Source organism: Actinotalea sp., assembly GCF_041597215.1.
Taxonomy (GTDB): domain Bacteria; phylum Actinomycetota; class Actinomycetes; order Actinomycetales; family Cellulomonadaceae; genus Actinotalea.
The window spans coordinates 1-12,768 of the sequence record NZ_JBFHHB010000076.1; the positions used below are offsets into that span (position 1 = coordinate 1).

14 protein-coding genes and 3 tRNA genes are annotated in these 12,768 nt (G+C 73.0%); 8 read left to right on the forward strand and 9 right to left on the reverse strand.

Annotated elements, in window-relative coordinates:
- Nucleotides 1–1,055: EAL domain-containing protein (locus tag ABWK99_RS07235; RefSeq protein WP_372594030.1), on the reverse strand; the 1,055-nt coding region annotated here is incomplete at its 3' end.
- A 217-nt stretch (nt 1,056–1,272) separates the two neighbouring features.
- On the opposite strand from ABWK99_RS07235, the gene ABWK99_RS07240 reads away from it, so the two are divergent.
- The gene (locus tag ABWK99_RS07240; RefSeq protein WP_372594031.1) at nt 1,273–2,523 is read left to right on the forward strand and encodes an EAL domain-containing protein; all 1,251 of its coding nucleotides are present in this window, start codon (nt 1,273–1,275) and stop codon (nt 2,521–2,523) included.
- A 47-nt stretch (nt 2,524–2,570) separates the two neighbouring features.
- On the opposite strand, the gene ABWK99_RS07245 is transcribed toward ABWK99_RS07240, so the two are convergent.
- On the reverse strand, nt 2,571–2,849 hold the full coding sequence (locus ABWK99_RS07245) for an adhesin (RefSeq protein WP_372594032.1): 279 nt from the start codon (nt 2,847–2,849) through the stop codon (nt 2,571–2,573).
- A gap of 131 nt (nt 2,850–2,980) precedes the next feature.
- Entirely contained in the window at nt 2,981–4,396 is a 1,416-nt protein-coding gene (locus ABWK99_RS07250; protein ID WP_372594033.1) for a mechanosensitive ion channel family protein, read from the reverse strand.
- Nucleotides 4,397–4,571: 175 nt separating this feature from the next.
- Here ABWK99_RS07250 and galE point away from each other — a divergent pair, with 175 nt between their 5' ends.
- A complete protein-coding gene (gene galE, locus ABWK99_RS07255; protein WP_372594034.1) occupies nt 4,572–5,555 on the forward strand; it encodes a UDP-glucose 4-epimerase GalE in 984 nt (327 codons plus the stop codon).
- On the opposite strand, the gene ABWK99_RS07260 is transcribed toward galE, so the two are convergent.
- The gene (locus tag ABWK99_RS07260; protein WP_372594035.1) at nt 5,534–6,448 is read right to left on the reverse strand and encodes an LLM class flavin-dependent oxidoreductase; all 915 of its coding nucleotides are present in this window, start codon (nt 6,446–6,448) and stop codon (nt 5,534–5,536) included. The two genes, galE and ABWK99_RS07260, sit on opposite strands and share 22 nt — an antisense overlap.
- A 63-nt stretch (nt 6,449–6,511) precedes the next feature.
- On the reverse strand, nt 6,512–6,856 hold the full coding sequence (locus ABWK99_RS07265) for a metallopeptidase family protein (protein WP_372594042.1): 345 nt from the start codon (nt 6,854–6,856) through the stop codon (nt 6,512–6,514).
- Nucleotides 6,857–6,969: 113 nt separating this feature from the next.
- Here ABWK99_RS07265 and ABWK99_RS07270 point away from each other — a divergent pair.
- The 5 genes from ABWK99_RS07270 to ABWK99_RS07290 all read left to right on the forward strand — a co-directional run bounded on the left by ABWK99_RS07270 (nt 6,970) and on the right by ABWK99_RS07290 (nt 8,224).
- Nucleotides 6,970–7,042: transfer RNA gene (locus ABWK99_RS07270), tRNA-Glu, on the forward strand.
- Between the two features lie 56 nt (nt 7,043–7,098).
- Nucleotides 7,099–7,172, forward strand: a tRNA-Asp gene (locus tag ABWK99_RS07275).
- Between the two features lie 69 nt (nt 7,173–7,241).
- Nucleotides 7,242–7,314 (forward strand) — tRNA-Phe (locus ABWK99_RS07280).
- 230 nt (nt 7,315–7,544) lie between these two features.
- Entirely contained in the window at nt 7,545–7,952 is a 408-nt protein-coding gene (locus ABWK99_RS07285; RefSeq protein ID WP_372594036.1) for a phage holin family protein, read from the forward strand.
- Nucleotides 7,949–8,224 carry a DUF3618 domain-containing protein gene (locus ABWK99_RS07290; RefSeq protein ID WP_372594037.1) on the forward strand — a complete coding sequence of 92 codons (276 nt, stop codon included), beginning with the start codon at nt 7,949–7,951 and terminating at the stop codon, nt 8,222–8,224. The genes ABWK99_RS07285 and ABWK99_RS07290 overlap by 4 nt, the downstream gene beginning before the upstream one ends.
- Before the next feature lie 57 nt (nt 8,225–8,281).
- Here the strand turns inward: ABWK99_RS07290 and ABWK99_RS07295 are convergent, their stop codons facing one another.
- Both ABWK99_RS07295 and ABWK99_RS07300 read right to left on the reverse strand, forming a co-directional pair.
- Nucleotides 8,282–9,145 carry a DNA-3-methyladenine glycosylase 2 gene (locus ABWK99_RS07295; RefSeq protein WP_372594043.1) on the reverse strand — a complete coding sequence of 288 codons (864 nt, stop codon included), beginning with the start codon at nt 9,143–9,145 and terminating at the stop codon, nt 8,282–8,284.
- Nucleotides 9,142–9,363 carry a BldC family transcriptional regulator gene (locus ABWK99_RS07300; protein ID WP_372594038.1) on the reverse strand — a complete coding sequence of 74 codons (222 nt, stop codon included), beginning with the start codon at nt 9,361–9,363 and terminating at the stop codon, nt 9,142–9,144. The genes ABWK99_RS07295 and ABWK99_RS07300 overlap by 4 nt, the downstream gene beginning before the upstream one ends.
- A gap of 315 nt (nt 9,364–9,678) precedes the next feature.
- On the opposite strand from ABWK99_RS07300, the gene ABWK99_RS07305 reads away from it, so the two are divergent.
- On the forward strand, nt 9,679–9,879 hold the full coding sequence (locus tag ABWK99_RS07305; RefSeq protein WP_372594039.1) for a DUF3073 domain-containing protein: 201 nt from the start codon (nt 9,679–9,681) through the stop codon (nt 9,877–9,879).
- A 211-nt stretch (nt 9,880–10,090) separates the two neighbouring features.
- Here the strand turns inward: ABWK99_RS07305 and purM are convergent, their stop codons facing one another.
- Nucleotides 10,091–11,188 (reverse strand): phosphoribosylformylglycinamidine cyclo-ligase, encoded by a 1,098-nt coding sequence (purM, locus tag ABWK99_RS07310; RefSeq protein WP_372594040.1) that lies wholly within the window; start codon nt 11,186–11,188, stop codon nt 10,091–10,093.
- Complete coding sequence (purF, locus tag ABWK99_RS07315) at nt 11,185–12,729, reverse strand: amidophosphoribosyltransferase (protein ID WP_372594041.1); 1,545 nt, start codon at nt 12,727–12,729, stop codon at nt 11,185–11,187. The genes purM and purF overlap by 4 nt, the downstream gene beginning before the upstream one ends.
- Between the last annotated feature and the right edge of the window lie 39 nt (nt 12,730–12,768).

The window sequence follows — 12,768 nt, forward strand, 5'->3', positions numbered from 1 at the left end:
ACGGCCGACTCCCGCACCTGCGGCATCGGGTCGGTGTCGAAGTAGCCGTCCAGGGGTGCGCCGTCGCCCTGGCCGACGAGCACCACGGGCGAGGAGCCCGTCGCGACCGCGCGTCGAAGGAAGAACCCACAGATCTGGATCATCGTCTCGGGCGTCATCACGTGCGAGAGGTTGTCCTCGAGGACCTCCCGCGGGGAGGAGTAGTCGTGGACGTCCCGGGCGGAGCCGATCAGCGGCACCACCGCACGTGGCGCCGGGATCGCTCCCCCGAGGACGGCGGGCGCGCCGAGGTGGTAGCCCTGACCGACGGTCGCACCCAGCGCCCGCGCGAACTGCATGTCCGCGTCGGACTCGATGCCCTTGACCACGAGCGTCGCACCCGAGGTCTCCACGTACCGCAGGAGGGGACCGACCGCGGGGGCGAAGTCCCCCGGCTCGTCCTGCCGCAGCATCCGCATGTCGAGCTTGACCACGTCGGCCTGCACGAGCGGGAGCACGGCGAGGCAGCCGGGGCTCGAGGCGACGTCGTCGACGGAGACCCCCCAGCCGAGCGCCCGGGCGCGATCGACCGTCTCGAGGACACCGGCCGGATCCGCCGACAGGGCCGTGTCGTTGACCTCGACGAAGACGCGCATCGACGACTCCGCGCGGGCGACGACCCGCTGGATGTCCGCGGGGCAGCGGTCCAGGTGGAGGCCGACGGACATGTTGACGAAGAGAGAGGACGACGGGGGCGCACCCGCTGCGGCGAACGCCTCGAAGGCAGAGCCGAGACACACCCAGTCCAGCTCCGCCTCCAGCCCGTCGACCGCGGCCTGGCCGAAGAGCGCGGTGGCCGAGGCGAACGGCGACCCCTCGGGCCCGCGGCTCAACGCCTCGTAGCCGACCACGTCCCCCGTGCGCAGGTGCACCATCGGCTGGAAGACGCTGCTGACCTCCCGGTTCCGCACCAGGGAGGCGAAGACCTGGCTCATGCCGTCACCACTGCGTTCCGCCGCGGGGGCCGTCGTCGCCGCGTCCTCGCGGGTGCTCAGCACACTCGCCTCCTGCTTCATGATCGGTCATAGGTCGTCGGTCTCGCTCGCCGTAGCCATGACTCCGGCTCCCGCATCATCGGCAGCAGCACCGCGGCGACAAGGACTCCCGAGGGAACGCCTGACGAATCACGGCTCCGGTGCTGGCACCCGAGGGACGAAACACGCCATAGTGGACCCGCGACCGGGGGGGGCGGATCGCACCTGGCTGTCCCGACCGGTCCGCGACCGGCCCGTCATGAGAGAGGCCATGGTCAGCGACATCACCGCCTCCCGCATCAGGCTCGGACGCAGGGACGTGCTCTCCCGCCTCCTCGAGCGGTGCGAGTCCCTGACGGCCGTTCCCGCCCTCGCCGCCATCGCCGCCCTGCTGGCGCTCTCCTGGGCCGTCGCCTACGTGACGGGTGGTAGCGAGCGCGCGTTCACGCACCTGTTCTACGCGCCGATCGTCATGGCCTCCCTGCCGTTCCGCCTCGTCGGGACGCTGCTCACGAGCGTCGCCGCTGCCGTGCTGGCCGGTCCGCTGCTGCCCCTGAACTCGGTCCTCGGCGAGGCGCAGCCCGCCTCGACATGGATCACCCGCGCCGTCATGTTCGCCGCCGTGGGCACCGTCGTGGCGCTCGCCCTCGAGGGGCGACGCCGCGCGGAGAGCCGCCGTCTCGCCGAGGAGCTCCGGCACACCTTCGCCGCACCCCGGGCCACGCCGGTCGACGACGTGCTGGTCCCACTCGTCGCCGACGTCCTGGCCCATCGCCGGCTGCGCACCCTCTACCAGCCGATCTACGCGCTGAGCACCGGGAGCCTGCTGGCCGTCGAGGCGCTGACCCGCTTCGACACCGAGCCGATGCGCTCACCCGACCTGTGGTTCGCCGCGGCACGGGAGGCGGGGCTGGGGACCGAGCTGGAGCTCGCCGCGATCGAGTCGGCGATCATGCACGCCCGCAGCCTTCCCGAGGACGTGGAGCTCTCGATCAACGCCTCCCCGACGACGATGGCGGACCCCCGGATGCGCGCGCTCCTCACGGACGCGAGGCGACGCATCACCGTCGAGGTGACCGAGCATGTCAGCGTCGTCGACTACGAGGACTTCGCCAGGACGATCGAGCTGCTGCGCACGGAGGGTGTGCGGATCGCCGTGGACGACGCGGGAGCCGGCGTGGCGAGCCTCCGCCACATCGTGCACATCGCGCCCAACGTCATCAAGCTCGACATCTCGCTGACCCAGGGGGTGTCCGCCAGCCCGCTGCGGCTGGCGCTGGCGACCTCCCTCATCGAGTTCGCGCAGCAGACCGGCGCCCAGCTGCTGGTCGAGGGCGTCGAGGACGCGGCCGACCTGCGGGCATGGGCCCGCCTCGGGGCCCATGGCGTCCAGGGGTTCCTGGTGGGCAGGCCATCGGTGCTCCCGGTGCCCATCAGCTCGTCGCGGATCGTGCACCAGGCCGCGGCCCTCCTGCGCGCCGAGAGCCGGCGTCGGGTACCGAGCGCCTGACCCGCGGCCCGAGGGGGCCGGAGCCCGCCGCTCGGGCCGTCGGGCCGTCAGGCCTGGGGGGCGAGCACGAAGCCCGTGGCCCCGTCGTCCAGCACGGCATCGAGCTGCTGGTCGGCCAGGAGAGCCGCCGTCGCCGGCTCGATGTACACCCGGAACCCCTCACCCTCGACGACCTCGTCCCCCGCCACCGGCTCGGGAACGAGGGAGAGCTCGACCGAGCCCTCCTCGGAGGCGGGCGCGATCCGCATCCCGCCGCTCTCGGGGAGCCCGGCACCGTCGGCGAGCTCGTGGACGGCACTGCGGGCGTTGTCGGTGAGGGTGAGCATGGACGCTCCTTCGCTGTCGAGGTGGGCACGGACCGTCGGCCGGCGCCCTCGTACCCGTCCACCGTCGGTGCGACGAGCGGCGCGGTCAACCGGACCGGGGCCCGACGTCCACCGATCGACATGCCGGGATGTCACGGATTGGGACGAGTGCCGGGCCCCTTCGCCTCGTCGGTCGGCGCGACCGGGGTCGGCGTCGTGGGCTGGCCGTGCGCCGTCGCCTCACGCTCGGCGATCACGTCGCGGCCGGGACCGCCGAAGAGCCGCGAGCGCTCGACCGCAGCGAGGCTGCCGGTGAACAGTCGCGAGTCCTTGCCCTGGTCGAGCAGGGCCGTCTCCTCGCCGACCGCACCCCGCGGGACAGGACGGCGGGATGCGGTGGTCGGCTGCGCCTCGCCCGCCGACCCCTCGCTCGTCGCCGCCTCGCCGGTCGACTCAGGCTCGGCCCCCGCCCCGATCGCCTGGTAGCGCGTCCGCGGAAGTGCGCCGGGGTGCTCCCTCTGCAGCCACGCCACGAGCCCCTCGCGCACCGTGCAGCGCAGGTCGAAGAGGGTCGGCGCGTCCACGGCGCTCGCCAGGGCGCGCACCCGCACCCAGCCTCCCGTGGCCTCGGTGACCTGGAGCACGCCCACCCGGTGGTCCCAGAGCTCGCTGTCCTCGAGCAGCCGGACCAGCTCCGCGCGCATCGCGGGGACGGGAACGGACCAGTCCAGGTCGAGCTCGACCGTGCCGAGCAGGTCGGCCGCGCGGCGGGTCCAGTTCTCGAACGGCGTCGTGGTGAACCAGGTCGACGGCAGGATCAGGCGGCGGTCGTCCCAGGCGTGCACGACGACGTAGGTGAGGGTGATCTCCTCGATCCGCCCCCACTGCCCGTCGACGACCACGACGTCGTCCACCCGGATGGCGTCGGTGAAGGCGAGCTGGAGGCCGGCGAAGATGTTGGCGAGCGAGGACTGCGCCGCGAGACCGGCGACCACCGAGACCAGTCCGGCCGAGGCCAGCAGGCCCGCCCCGGCGACGCGCGCGGCGGGGAACGTCAGCAGCGCGCCGGCGAGCGCGCACAGCACGAGCACCGCGACGGTCACCCGGCGCAGGATCATCACCTGGGTGCGCACCCGGCGCGCTCGGGAGTTGTCCGGGCTGTCGAGGCTGTACCGGGCGAGCGTCGCGTCCTCGACGACGAAGAGAAGCGCGCCCAGCAGCCACGCCCCCGACAGGATCAGCAGGATGAGCAGCGCGTGCTCGACCCCGGCACGCCAGCCCGGCGCGTCCTCGCCCCCGGGCGTCACCAGGCGGATCGCGAGCCAGACGAGCACCACGACGAGCACGATGCGCAACGGGCGGCGAGCCCGGCGCGAGAGGTTCTCCGCGAGCCACGTCCCGCGTCCCAGCACGCGCACGACAGCGGAGATCACCTCCGCGAGCAGCAGGGCGACGATCAGCGCTCCGGCCACCCCGAGGACGAGGGCGACCCCGGACACGACGGCGGCCCCCGCCTCGGAGTCGGTGAGGGCAGGGACGGCGAAGGGGACGAGCGGTGCGGCAGTCACCCGGCCAGGCTAGGCCGTGCGCCGCGCCCCGCGACCGGTACGGGCGGGATGCAGGCCCGACCCACAGCAGATCCACCGGCAGATCCGCCGGCCCGTGGAGCAGCACGCCGTCGGGAGTGCGGACTTCTGTGCGATTTTGTTGGACTTCTTTTGTTTCGCTGCCTAGACTCGCGCCATGACATGGATGGTGACGGGCGGGGCCGGGTACATCGGATCACACGTCGTGCAGGCGTTCCGCGACGAGGGGATCGACGTCGTCGTCCTGGACGACCTGTCCAGCGGCGTCCGGGGCTTCGTCCCCGAGGACGTCGAGCTCGTCGAGGCGAGCATCCTGGACACCGACACCGTCGCGGAGACCCTGCGCCGCCGCGCCTGCGTGGGGGTGGTCCACCTCGCCGGGTTCAAGTACGCAGGGGTCAGTGTGCAGCGACCGCTGCACACCTACGAGCAGAACGTGACAGGGACCGCGAACCTGCTCACCGCGATGGAGCAGTCCGGCGTGCACCGCATCGTCTTCTCCTCGAGCGCCGCGGTCTACGGGACCCCGGACACCCTCCTGGTGACCGAGGAGACCCCCACGAGCCCCGAGTCCCCCTACGGTCAGTCCAAGCTCATCGGCGAGTGGCTGCTGGCCGATCAGGCCATCGCCACCCGCGAGAGCGCCGCGCCGCTGCTGCACACCTCCTTGCGCTACTTCAACGTCGTCGGCTCCGGTCGGGACGACCTGTACGACTCCAGCCCGCACAACCTCTTCCCCCTGGTGCTGGACGCGCTCGTCGCTGGCCGCACCCCGCGCATCAACGGGGACGACTACCCCACCGCCGACGGCACCTGCGTGCGCGACTACATCCACGTGGCCGACCTCGCGCGCTCGCACGTCTCCGCCGCCAGGGCACTGGCCGAGGGCCGCCCGCTGGAGCCCGTGTACAACCTCGGCAGCGGGGACGGCGTCTCGGTCCGGGAGATCATGACCGCCATGGCCTCGGTGACGGGCATCGCCTTCACCCCGGAGATCGCGCCGCGCCGCCCGGGCGACCCGGCGCGGATCGTCGCCTCGGGCGAGCTGGCCGCGCGCGACGTGGACTGGCGGATGACTCACGACCTCGACTCCATGGTCGCGAGCGCCTGGAGCGCCCGTCAGGCCGCCGGCCGCTCCTGAGGGACGATCGCCTGCCACGCAGGAAGGGACGCCGCGACCTCCTCGAGCACTCCGGGGTCGCCCCCGTAGATCCCGTCGGCGCGCGGCCAGTGCACGACGACGTCGGTGAAGCCGAGCGCCGCTGCGCGCTCGATCCCCTCGTGGAGCAGCGCGAGGGAGCCGAGGGAGTACAGCGGCGCCCCGTCGAGGTTGAGGTAGCGGTCCACAGCACCCGTGCGCCCGACCTCGGTCAGCGCGTCGTCGAAACGGCACGAGAGCCGCTCCAGGCCCTGCCACCACTCCTCCTGCGCCGCCGCGCCGCCGTCCCCGTCGACGCTCGGTCCGTAGGTGACCCAGCCGTCCCCCTTCCGGGCGGCCAGGCGCAGCGCCCGAGGGCCGTTGGCGGCCAGGGCGAACGGCACCCGCGGCCGCTGCACGCAGCCGGGGATCATCCGGGCGCCGTGCGCCGACCAGTGCTCCCCGCTCACGTCCGTGACCGGTGAGGTGAGGAGCCGGTCGAGCAGGTCGACGAACTCGGCGTAGCGGTCGGCGCGCACCGCTGGGCTCGGGCCCGGGCCGAGCACCTCGGCGTCGAAGCCCGTCCCGCCGGCGCCGATCCCGGCGATGAGCCGACCACCGCTGATGTCGTCGAGCCCCATGAGGTCCTTGGCGAAGGGCACCGGGTGCCGGAAGTTCGGGCTCGCCACCCACGTCCCCAGGCGGATCCGTTCGGTGACCGCCGCAGCTGCCGCGAGCAGGGGCACCGTCGCGAACCAGGGCTCGTCCACCAGCGAACGCCAGGACAGGTGGTCGTAGGTCCAGGCATGGTCGAAGCCGTACTCCTCGGCGCGCAGCCAGCGGCGCCTGGCCTCGGGCCAGCGGTCCTGCGGCAGCAGCACGATCCCGATCCGCATCCGTCCTCCTCGTGCGTCAGATCCCGCTCTCGCGGGTCGATCATCGGTCGCCCGTCGGGCAGGTCAGTCCCAGCCGAGCTCGGCGAGCCGCTCGTCGTCGATGCCGAAGTGGTGGGCGATCTCGTGGACGATCGTCACGGCCACCTCGTCGACGACCTCCTCGACCGAGGAGCACACAGCCAACGTCGGGTGACGGAAGACGGTGATCCGGTCCGGAAGCGAACCGGCCGCCCACCAGCCGTCCCGTTCGGTCAGCGGGACCCCCTCGTACAACCCGAGCAGCTCGGGGTCGTCCTGCGGCGCCTCGTCCTCGACGAGCACGACGACGTCGTCCATCCGCTCGGCCAGCTCAGGGGGGATGAGGTCGAGAGCGTCCCGGACGGCGTCCTCGAAGTCCTCACGCGACATGGTCACCACGGGCCCATTGTGGGCCCACGACCGGCCGCTTTGGAGATCCCGCCCGTTACCCGTATGCTTTCCGAGGTCTTCGGCAGGAGTCCTTGGACGGCCGTCTGACACCGGCCCCCATCGTCTAGCGGCCCAGGACCCCGCCCTTTCACGGCGGTAGCACGGGTTCGAATCCCGTTGGGGGTACGAGCAGCAGGAACCACGTACGATCAGCAGTCCAAGCAGGTCTTGTCTCACCACAAGGCCCCGTAGCGCAGTTGGTTAGCGCGCCGCCCTGTCACGGCGGAGGTCGCGGGTTCAAGTCCCGTCGGGGTCGCTCGTACGCCCGGTCCCAGGACCGGGCGTCGATGTCTCACCGCGATCGCGAGTCGCGGTCGGGCAGCACGGCCACTTAGCTCAGTTGGTAGAGCGTTCGACTGAAAATCGAAAGGTCGGCAGTTCGACCCTGCCAGTGGCCACCTCAGCGGATCGGCCCTCGGGCGCCCGCCCCCCGCCTTCCCTCTCCCCTGACGTCCGGGCTCCTGTGCCCGTGCACGCACGTGCGCCGAGTTCATCCGCCATGGACGCTGCGCCGAGAGCGCCGGTGCACAAGAATGGTCCGACGGGCCGCGTCGGCGACGGTGCGCCCGGCACCCCGGTGGCGGCACGAGCGCCCCGGCCGCACCGACAGGACGAAGGACGTGGTGGCGTGACCAGCCCTGGACACCCCGATTCCCGACCGAGCATCGGCGAGCTCGTCTCGTCACTCTCCGAGCAGCTGTCCCAGCTGCTCCGCAACGAGATCCGTCTCGCGAAGGCCGAGATGGCCGACAAGGCCAAGCACGCCGGGATCGGCATCGGCCTCTTCGTCGCGGCGGCCGCCCTCGCCTTCTTCGGGCTCGGCACCCTCATCGCGACCGCGATCCTCGGGCTGGCGAACGCCGTGGCTCCCTGGCTGGCAGCCCTGATCGTCACACTGGTGATCTTCGTCCTCGCCGGCGTGCTCGTGCTGATCGGCAAGAAGACGCTCGATCGCGGGGTCCCGCCGGTCCCGGCCAAGGCACAGGAGAGCGTCATGGCGGACGTCGCCGCCGTCAAGGAAGGGCTGGGCCGATGACCGACACCCACGACATCGAGGCCGACATCGCGCGCAACCGCGCCGAGCTCAAGGCCACCGTCGACGCCCTGTCCGAGCGCCTCGACCCGAAGGCCCAGGCCGATCGGGTCAAGGACGACACGATGGCAGCGATCGCCGAGCTCCGGCGCAAGGCGACGGGCGAGACGCGCGCGCCCGACGAGCCTGCCCCCACCACGACGGGTTGGGTCGTGCTCGGAGCAGGCGCGGCCCTCGCACTCGCGGTCGTCACGAAGGTCCTGCGCAAGCTCTGAGCAGGGGCCGCTCGCCCCGCAGGCGGGCCTCCGCGTCCTCCGCGGGCCCTCGCTCGCTCACCGCGCCGCTGCGGCCCGCCAGAGGTACTGGGCGGCGTGCCCACGGAACGGACGCCAGTCCTCGGCGCGGCGGAGGGCGGTGCGTGCGTCCGCACCGCCGATCGCCTGCCGGAGCACGAGGTCGTGCGCGGGGAAGGCGTCCAGGTCCCGCAGCGCACGGAGCGCCACGTACTCGACGGTCCACGGGCCGACCCCGGGCAGCGACGCGAGTGCGGCGCGGGCCGCCGCACGGTCGGCCTGGGGCGACAGGTCGAGCCCGTCGGCCAGCGCGCCTGCCAGGTGGGCGAGCGTCGCGGCCCTCGAGCCTGTCAGACCGATCGACCGGAGGGCCGCCACACCCGCATCGGCGATCAGGGCGGGTTCGGGGAAGCGCATCAACCCCGCGCCGCCGGGCCGGCCGAGCAACGCGACCAACCGGCCGGTGAGGGTCCTGGCAGCGGCCACGCTCACCTGCTGCCCCAGCACCGTGCGCAGGGCGAGCTCGCCACCGTCGACCGTCCCCGGGACGGCGAGCCCCGGACGGGCCGCGACGAGCGGGCCCAGCAGGGGATCGCCCGCGAGGTGTGCCGCGGCACGGGCCGTGTCGGCGTCGAGTCCCAGCCAGACCCGCATCGGCGCCGGCAGTCCCGGCCCTGCACCGGGGAGGCCGTCGACCTCGAGCAGGGCCCTCGCCCCGACCTCGGTCGCGGGGCGGAAGCGCAGCGTGACGGGCAGGGCCACCGCGTGCCGGCTCGGGGCGACGCACCGTCTGACCACGGGACCGTCGACCTGCTCCAGGCCCGTCGGCGCCCGCGCGGCGACGTGCGCCAGCCAGCTCTCGACGTCGTGGTGCTCGGGGAGCTCCGTGCGCCGTGTGCTCAGCTGGACGCGGGCGGGACGACGGTGTGCACCTCGGGGGCGTTCGCGACGAGCGCCCGGATCTCGGTCTCACGGAAGCGCCGATGCCCACCCAGGGTGCGCACGGCCGAGAGCTTTCCCGCCTTGGCCCATCGCGAGACGGTCTTCGGGTCGACCCGGAAGAGGACGGCGACCTCTCCGGGGGTCAGCAGCGCCTCGTGCTCGATCGTCTCTGCTGACACGTCGCCTCCTGCTGGCGGTGGATCGCCTCACGGCCGCGGCCGCCGGCGTCCTCGTTCGGGCCTGCCACCGACGAGCAGGCAGGACAACCGTACCGTGGCACCGGTCCCGGACCCGGGACATTTGGGACGAAAGCGCCCGGCGTGCCGCTGCCGGGCTGCCTCCGATCGGGCCCCGGAGCCGCACGGAACCCGCCGCGGGTCGCAGGAATGCCTGAGCACCATGTACCGTTGTCCTACGACGCAGATACCACACACCCGGGGCCGCACGTGTACGCACGGTGCCGCCCCGCTTCCACGTAAGAGGGGGTCGATGCCATGGGGCGCGGCCGTCAGAAGGCAAAGCAGACCAAGGTCGCTCGCGAGCTGAAGTACTCGAGCTTCGAGCCGAACTACCGAGCCCTCGAGCAGGAGCTCACGTCTGGCGGACGCCGCACCGACCTCGCAACGGAGAGTCGCTCCGACGACGAACCGTCGGAGGACGACGAGTTCGGCCGCTGGTCCGCCTCCGAGCGGTGAGCTGCTCGACGAGCACCCCGGAGCGCTGAGCGCCGGGCGGTCCGCCGGCGCCGAAGCGCTCTCCGCGGCGTGCGCCGGATCCGTGCGCCTGTGCGCCGGAGCCATCCGCGCGTGCGCCGGAACCGTCCGTGCTCGCCGGAACCGTCCGCGCGTGCGCCGGATCCGTGCGCGTGTGCGCCGGATCCGCCAGCACCCGCCCGCGGGCGGGTGCTCAGACGCGGTAGTCGCCGGTGAGCCGGACCCCACCGCCGTGGACACCCTTGGTGCCTCGCAGCACCCCGGCGGCACCGTCGTCCGCGGCGACCCGGCCGAGCACCCAGGCAGGCACCCCGGACGCCGCGAGGCTCGCGAGCGCCGCGTCCACGCCGTCCGGCGACACCACGGCGACCATGCCGACACCGAGGTTGAGGGTGTTCTCCAGGTCCCCCCACGGCACGGAGCCGAGCCGGCGCACCAGGTCGAAGACGGGCGGCACGATCCAGCTCGACCGGTCGACCTCCGCCACGAGCCCGACGGGCAGCACCCGGGCGAGGTTCGCGGCAAGGCCCCCACCGGTCACGTGGCTGAAGGCGTGCACCTGCGCCGCCTCGGTGCGCGCCACGTCCAGGCACGGCCGGGTGTACAGGCGGGTGGGCTCCAGGAGCTCGAGACCGAGCGCGCGGCCGAGCTCAGGGACCTCACGGTCGAGCTCCCACCCCGCGACCTGCAGGACCCGGCGCACCAGCGAGTAGCCGTTGGAGTGCAGCCCTGAGGAGGCCATCGCCAGGACGACGTCACCCGCCCGCACGCGCTCCGGGCCGAGTACGTCGTCGGCCTCCACCACTCCCGTCGCTGCACCGGCGACGTCGTACTCGTCGGGGGCGAGCAGGCCCGGGTGCTCGGCGGTCTCGCCGCCCACCAGCGCGGTCCCCGTCTCCGCGCACGCCGCGGCGATCCCCCGGACGATGTCCGCCACGCGCTCGGGGACGACCCGCCCGGTGGCGATGTAGTCGGTCATGAACAGGGGCTCTGCCCCGACCACGACGATGTCGTCGACGACCATGCCGACCAGGTCGAAGCCGATCGTGTCGTGGACGTCCATCGCCTGCGCGATCGCGACCTTGGTGCCGACGCCGTCGGTGGAGGTCGCCAGCAGGGGCCGACGGTAGGAGGTCAGCGCCGAGGCGTCCCAGAGCCCGGCGAACCCCCCGACCCCGCCCAGCACCTGCGGGCCGTGGGTGGCGCGCACGGCCGCGGCCATGAGCTCGACGGCGCGATCACCGGCCTCGGTGTCGACTCCGGCTGCGGCGTAGGTGACGGGTTCGCTCACGGGTGCTCCAGTGCTCCGGCCCCACCGACACCTCCGAGGACGCCGGCAAGGCCGTCCTCTGGTGCGCCGAGGGGGAGCTCGGTCTGCTCGACGAGGGCGGCGCCGATGCGGTCGGACGGAGGAAGGGGAATCGGGTACTGGCCGGTGAAGCAGGCGGTGCACAGCTGGGAGGAGGGCTGCTCCGTCGCGGCGACCATTCCCTCGAGCGAGATGTAGCCCAGCGAGTCGGCCCCGATCGAGCGACCGACGTCCTCGGGGCTGAGCCCGGTCGCGATGAGCTCCGCGCGAGAGGCGAAGTCGATCCCGTAGAAGCAGGGCCAGCGCACGGGCGGGGAGGAGATGCGCACGTGCACCTCGGCGGCGCCGGCCTCCCGGAGCATCCGGACGAGGGCGCGCTGGGTGTTCCCGCGCACGATCGAGTCGTCGACGACCACGAGCCGCTGACCGCGGATGACCTCGCGCAAGGGGTTGAGCTTGAGGCGGATGCCGAGCTGCCGCAGGGTCTGGGAGGGCTGGATGAAGGTCCGGCCCACGTAGGCGTTCTTCGTCAGCCCTTGCGCGTACCGGATCCCGGACTCGGCGGCGTAGCCGATCGCCGCCGGGGTCCCGGACTCCGGGACCGGGATGACGAGGTCGGCGTCGACCGGGAACTCCCGGGCGAGGGTCCTGCCCATCTCCACGCGCGCGGCGTGCACCGAGCGACCGGCGATCGTCGTGTCCGGGCGGGCGAGGTACACGTACTCGAAGACGCAACCGGTCGGGGTCGCCGGGGCGAAGCGCGTGCTGCGCAGCCCGTCGGAGTCGATGACGATGAGCTCACCGGGCTCGACCTCGCGGACGAGCGAGGCCCCGACGATGTCGAGGGCTGCCGTCTCGCTCGCCACGACCCAGCCCCGCTCCAGACGCCCGAGCACCAGGGGCCGGACGCCGTGCGGGTCACGAGCGGCGTAGAGCGTGTGCTCGTCCATGAAGACCAGGCAGTAGGCGCCCCGCAGCCGCGGGAGCACCTCCAGGGCGGTCGCCTCGAGGGTGTGATCGGCGTCCCCCGCGAGGAGAGCGGTGACCAGGGCCGTGTCGGTCGTGTTGCCGCGGGCGAGCTCGCCGCGGCGCCGCGGCCCGTACCGCTCGGCGACGAGGTCGATGAGCTCGGCCGTGTTGGTGAGGTTCCCGTTGTGACCGAGGGCGACAGTGCCGCCCGCCGTGGCACCGAGAGTCGGCTGTGCGTTCTCCCAGGTCGAGGCGCCCGTCGTCGAGTAGCGGGTGTGCCCGATCGCGATGTGCCCGGTCAGGGCGTTGAGCGCGGTCTCGTCGAAGACCTGGGAGACCAGGCCCATGTCCTTGTAGACCAGCAGCTGCTCGCCGTTGGAGGTCGCGATGCCCGCCGACTCCTGCCCGCGGTGCTGGAGCGCGTAGAGGCCGAAGTAGGTGAGCTTGGCGACCTCCTCGCCGGGTGCCCACACGCCGAAGACCCCGCAGGCATCCTGCGGGCCCTTCTCGCCGGGAAGGAGCTCGTGGGTCAGTCGACCGTCGGGGCGCGCCACGGGGCAATGGTCGCACACGGCTCAGACCCGGCCCACCCC

What these genes read in the sequence shown, in the direction of transcription:
- ABWK99_RS07240 (WP_372594031.1), top strand. Translation starts at nt 1,273, where the DNA reads ATGAGAGAGGCCATGGTCAGCGACATCACCGCCTCCCGCATCAGGCTC.
- ABWK99_RS07245 (WP_372594032.1), bottom strand. Translation starts at nt 2,849, where the DNA reads ATGCTCACCCTCACCGACAACGCCCGCAGTGCCGTCCACGAGCTCGCC.
- galE (WP_372594034.1), top strand. Translation starts at nt 4,572, where the DNA reads ATGACATGGATGGTGACGGGCGGGGCCGGGTACATCGGATCACACGTC.
- ABWK99_RS07260 (WP_372594035.1), bottom strand. Translation starts at nt 6,448, where the DNA reads ATGCGGATCGGGATCGTGCTGCTGCCGCAGGACCGCTGGCCCGAGGCC.
- ABWK99_RS07265 (WP_372594042.1), bottom strand. Translation starts at nt 6,856, where the DNA reads ATGTCGCGTGAGGACTTCGAGGACGCCGTCCGGGACGCTCTCGACCTC.
- ABWK99_RS07290 (WP_372594037.1), top strand. Translation starts at nt 7,949, where the DNA reads ATGACCGACACCCACGACATCGAGGCCGACATCGCGCGCAACCGCGCC.
- ABWK99_RS07305 (WP_372594039.1), top strand. Translation starts at nt 9,679, where the DNA reads ATGGGGCGCGGCCGTCAGAAGGCAAAGCAGACCAAGGTCGCTCGCGAG.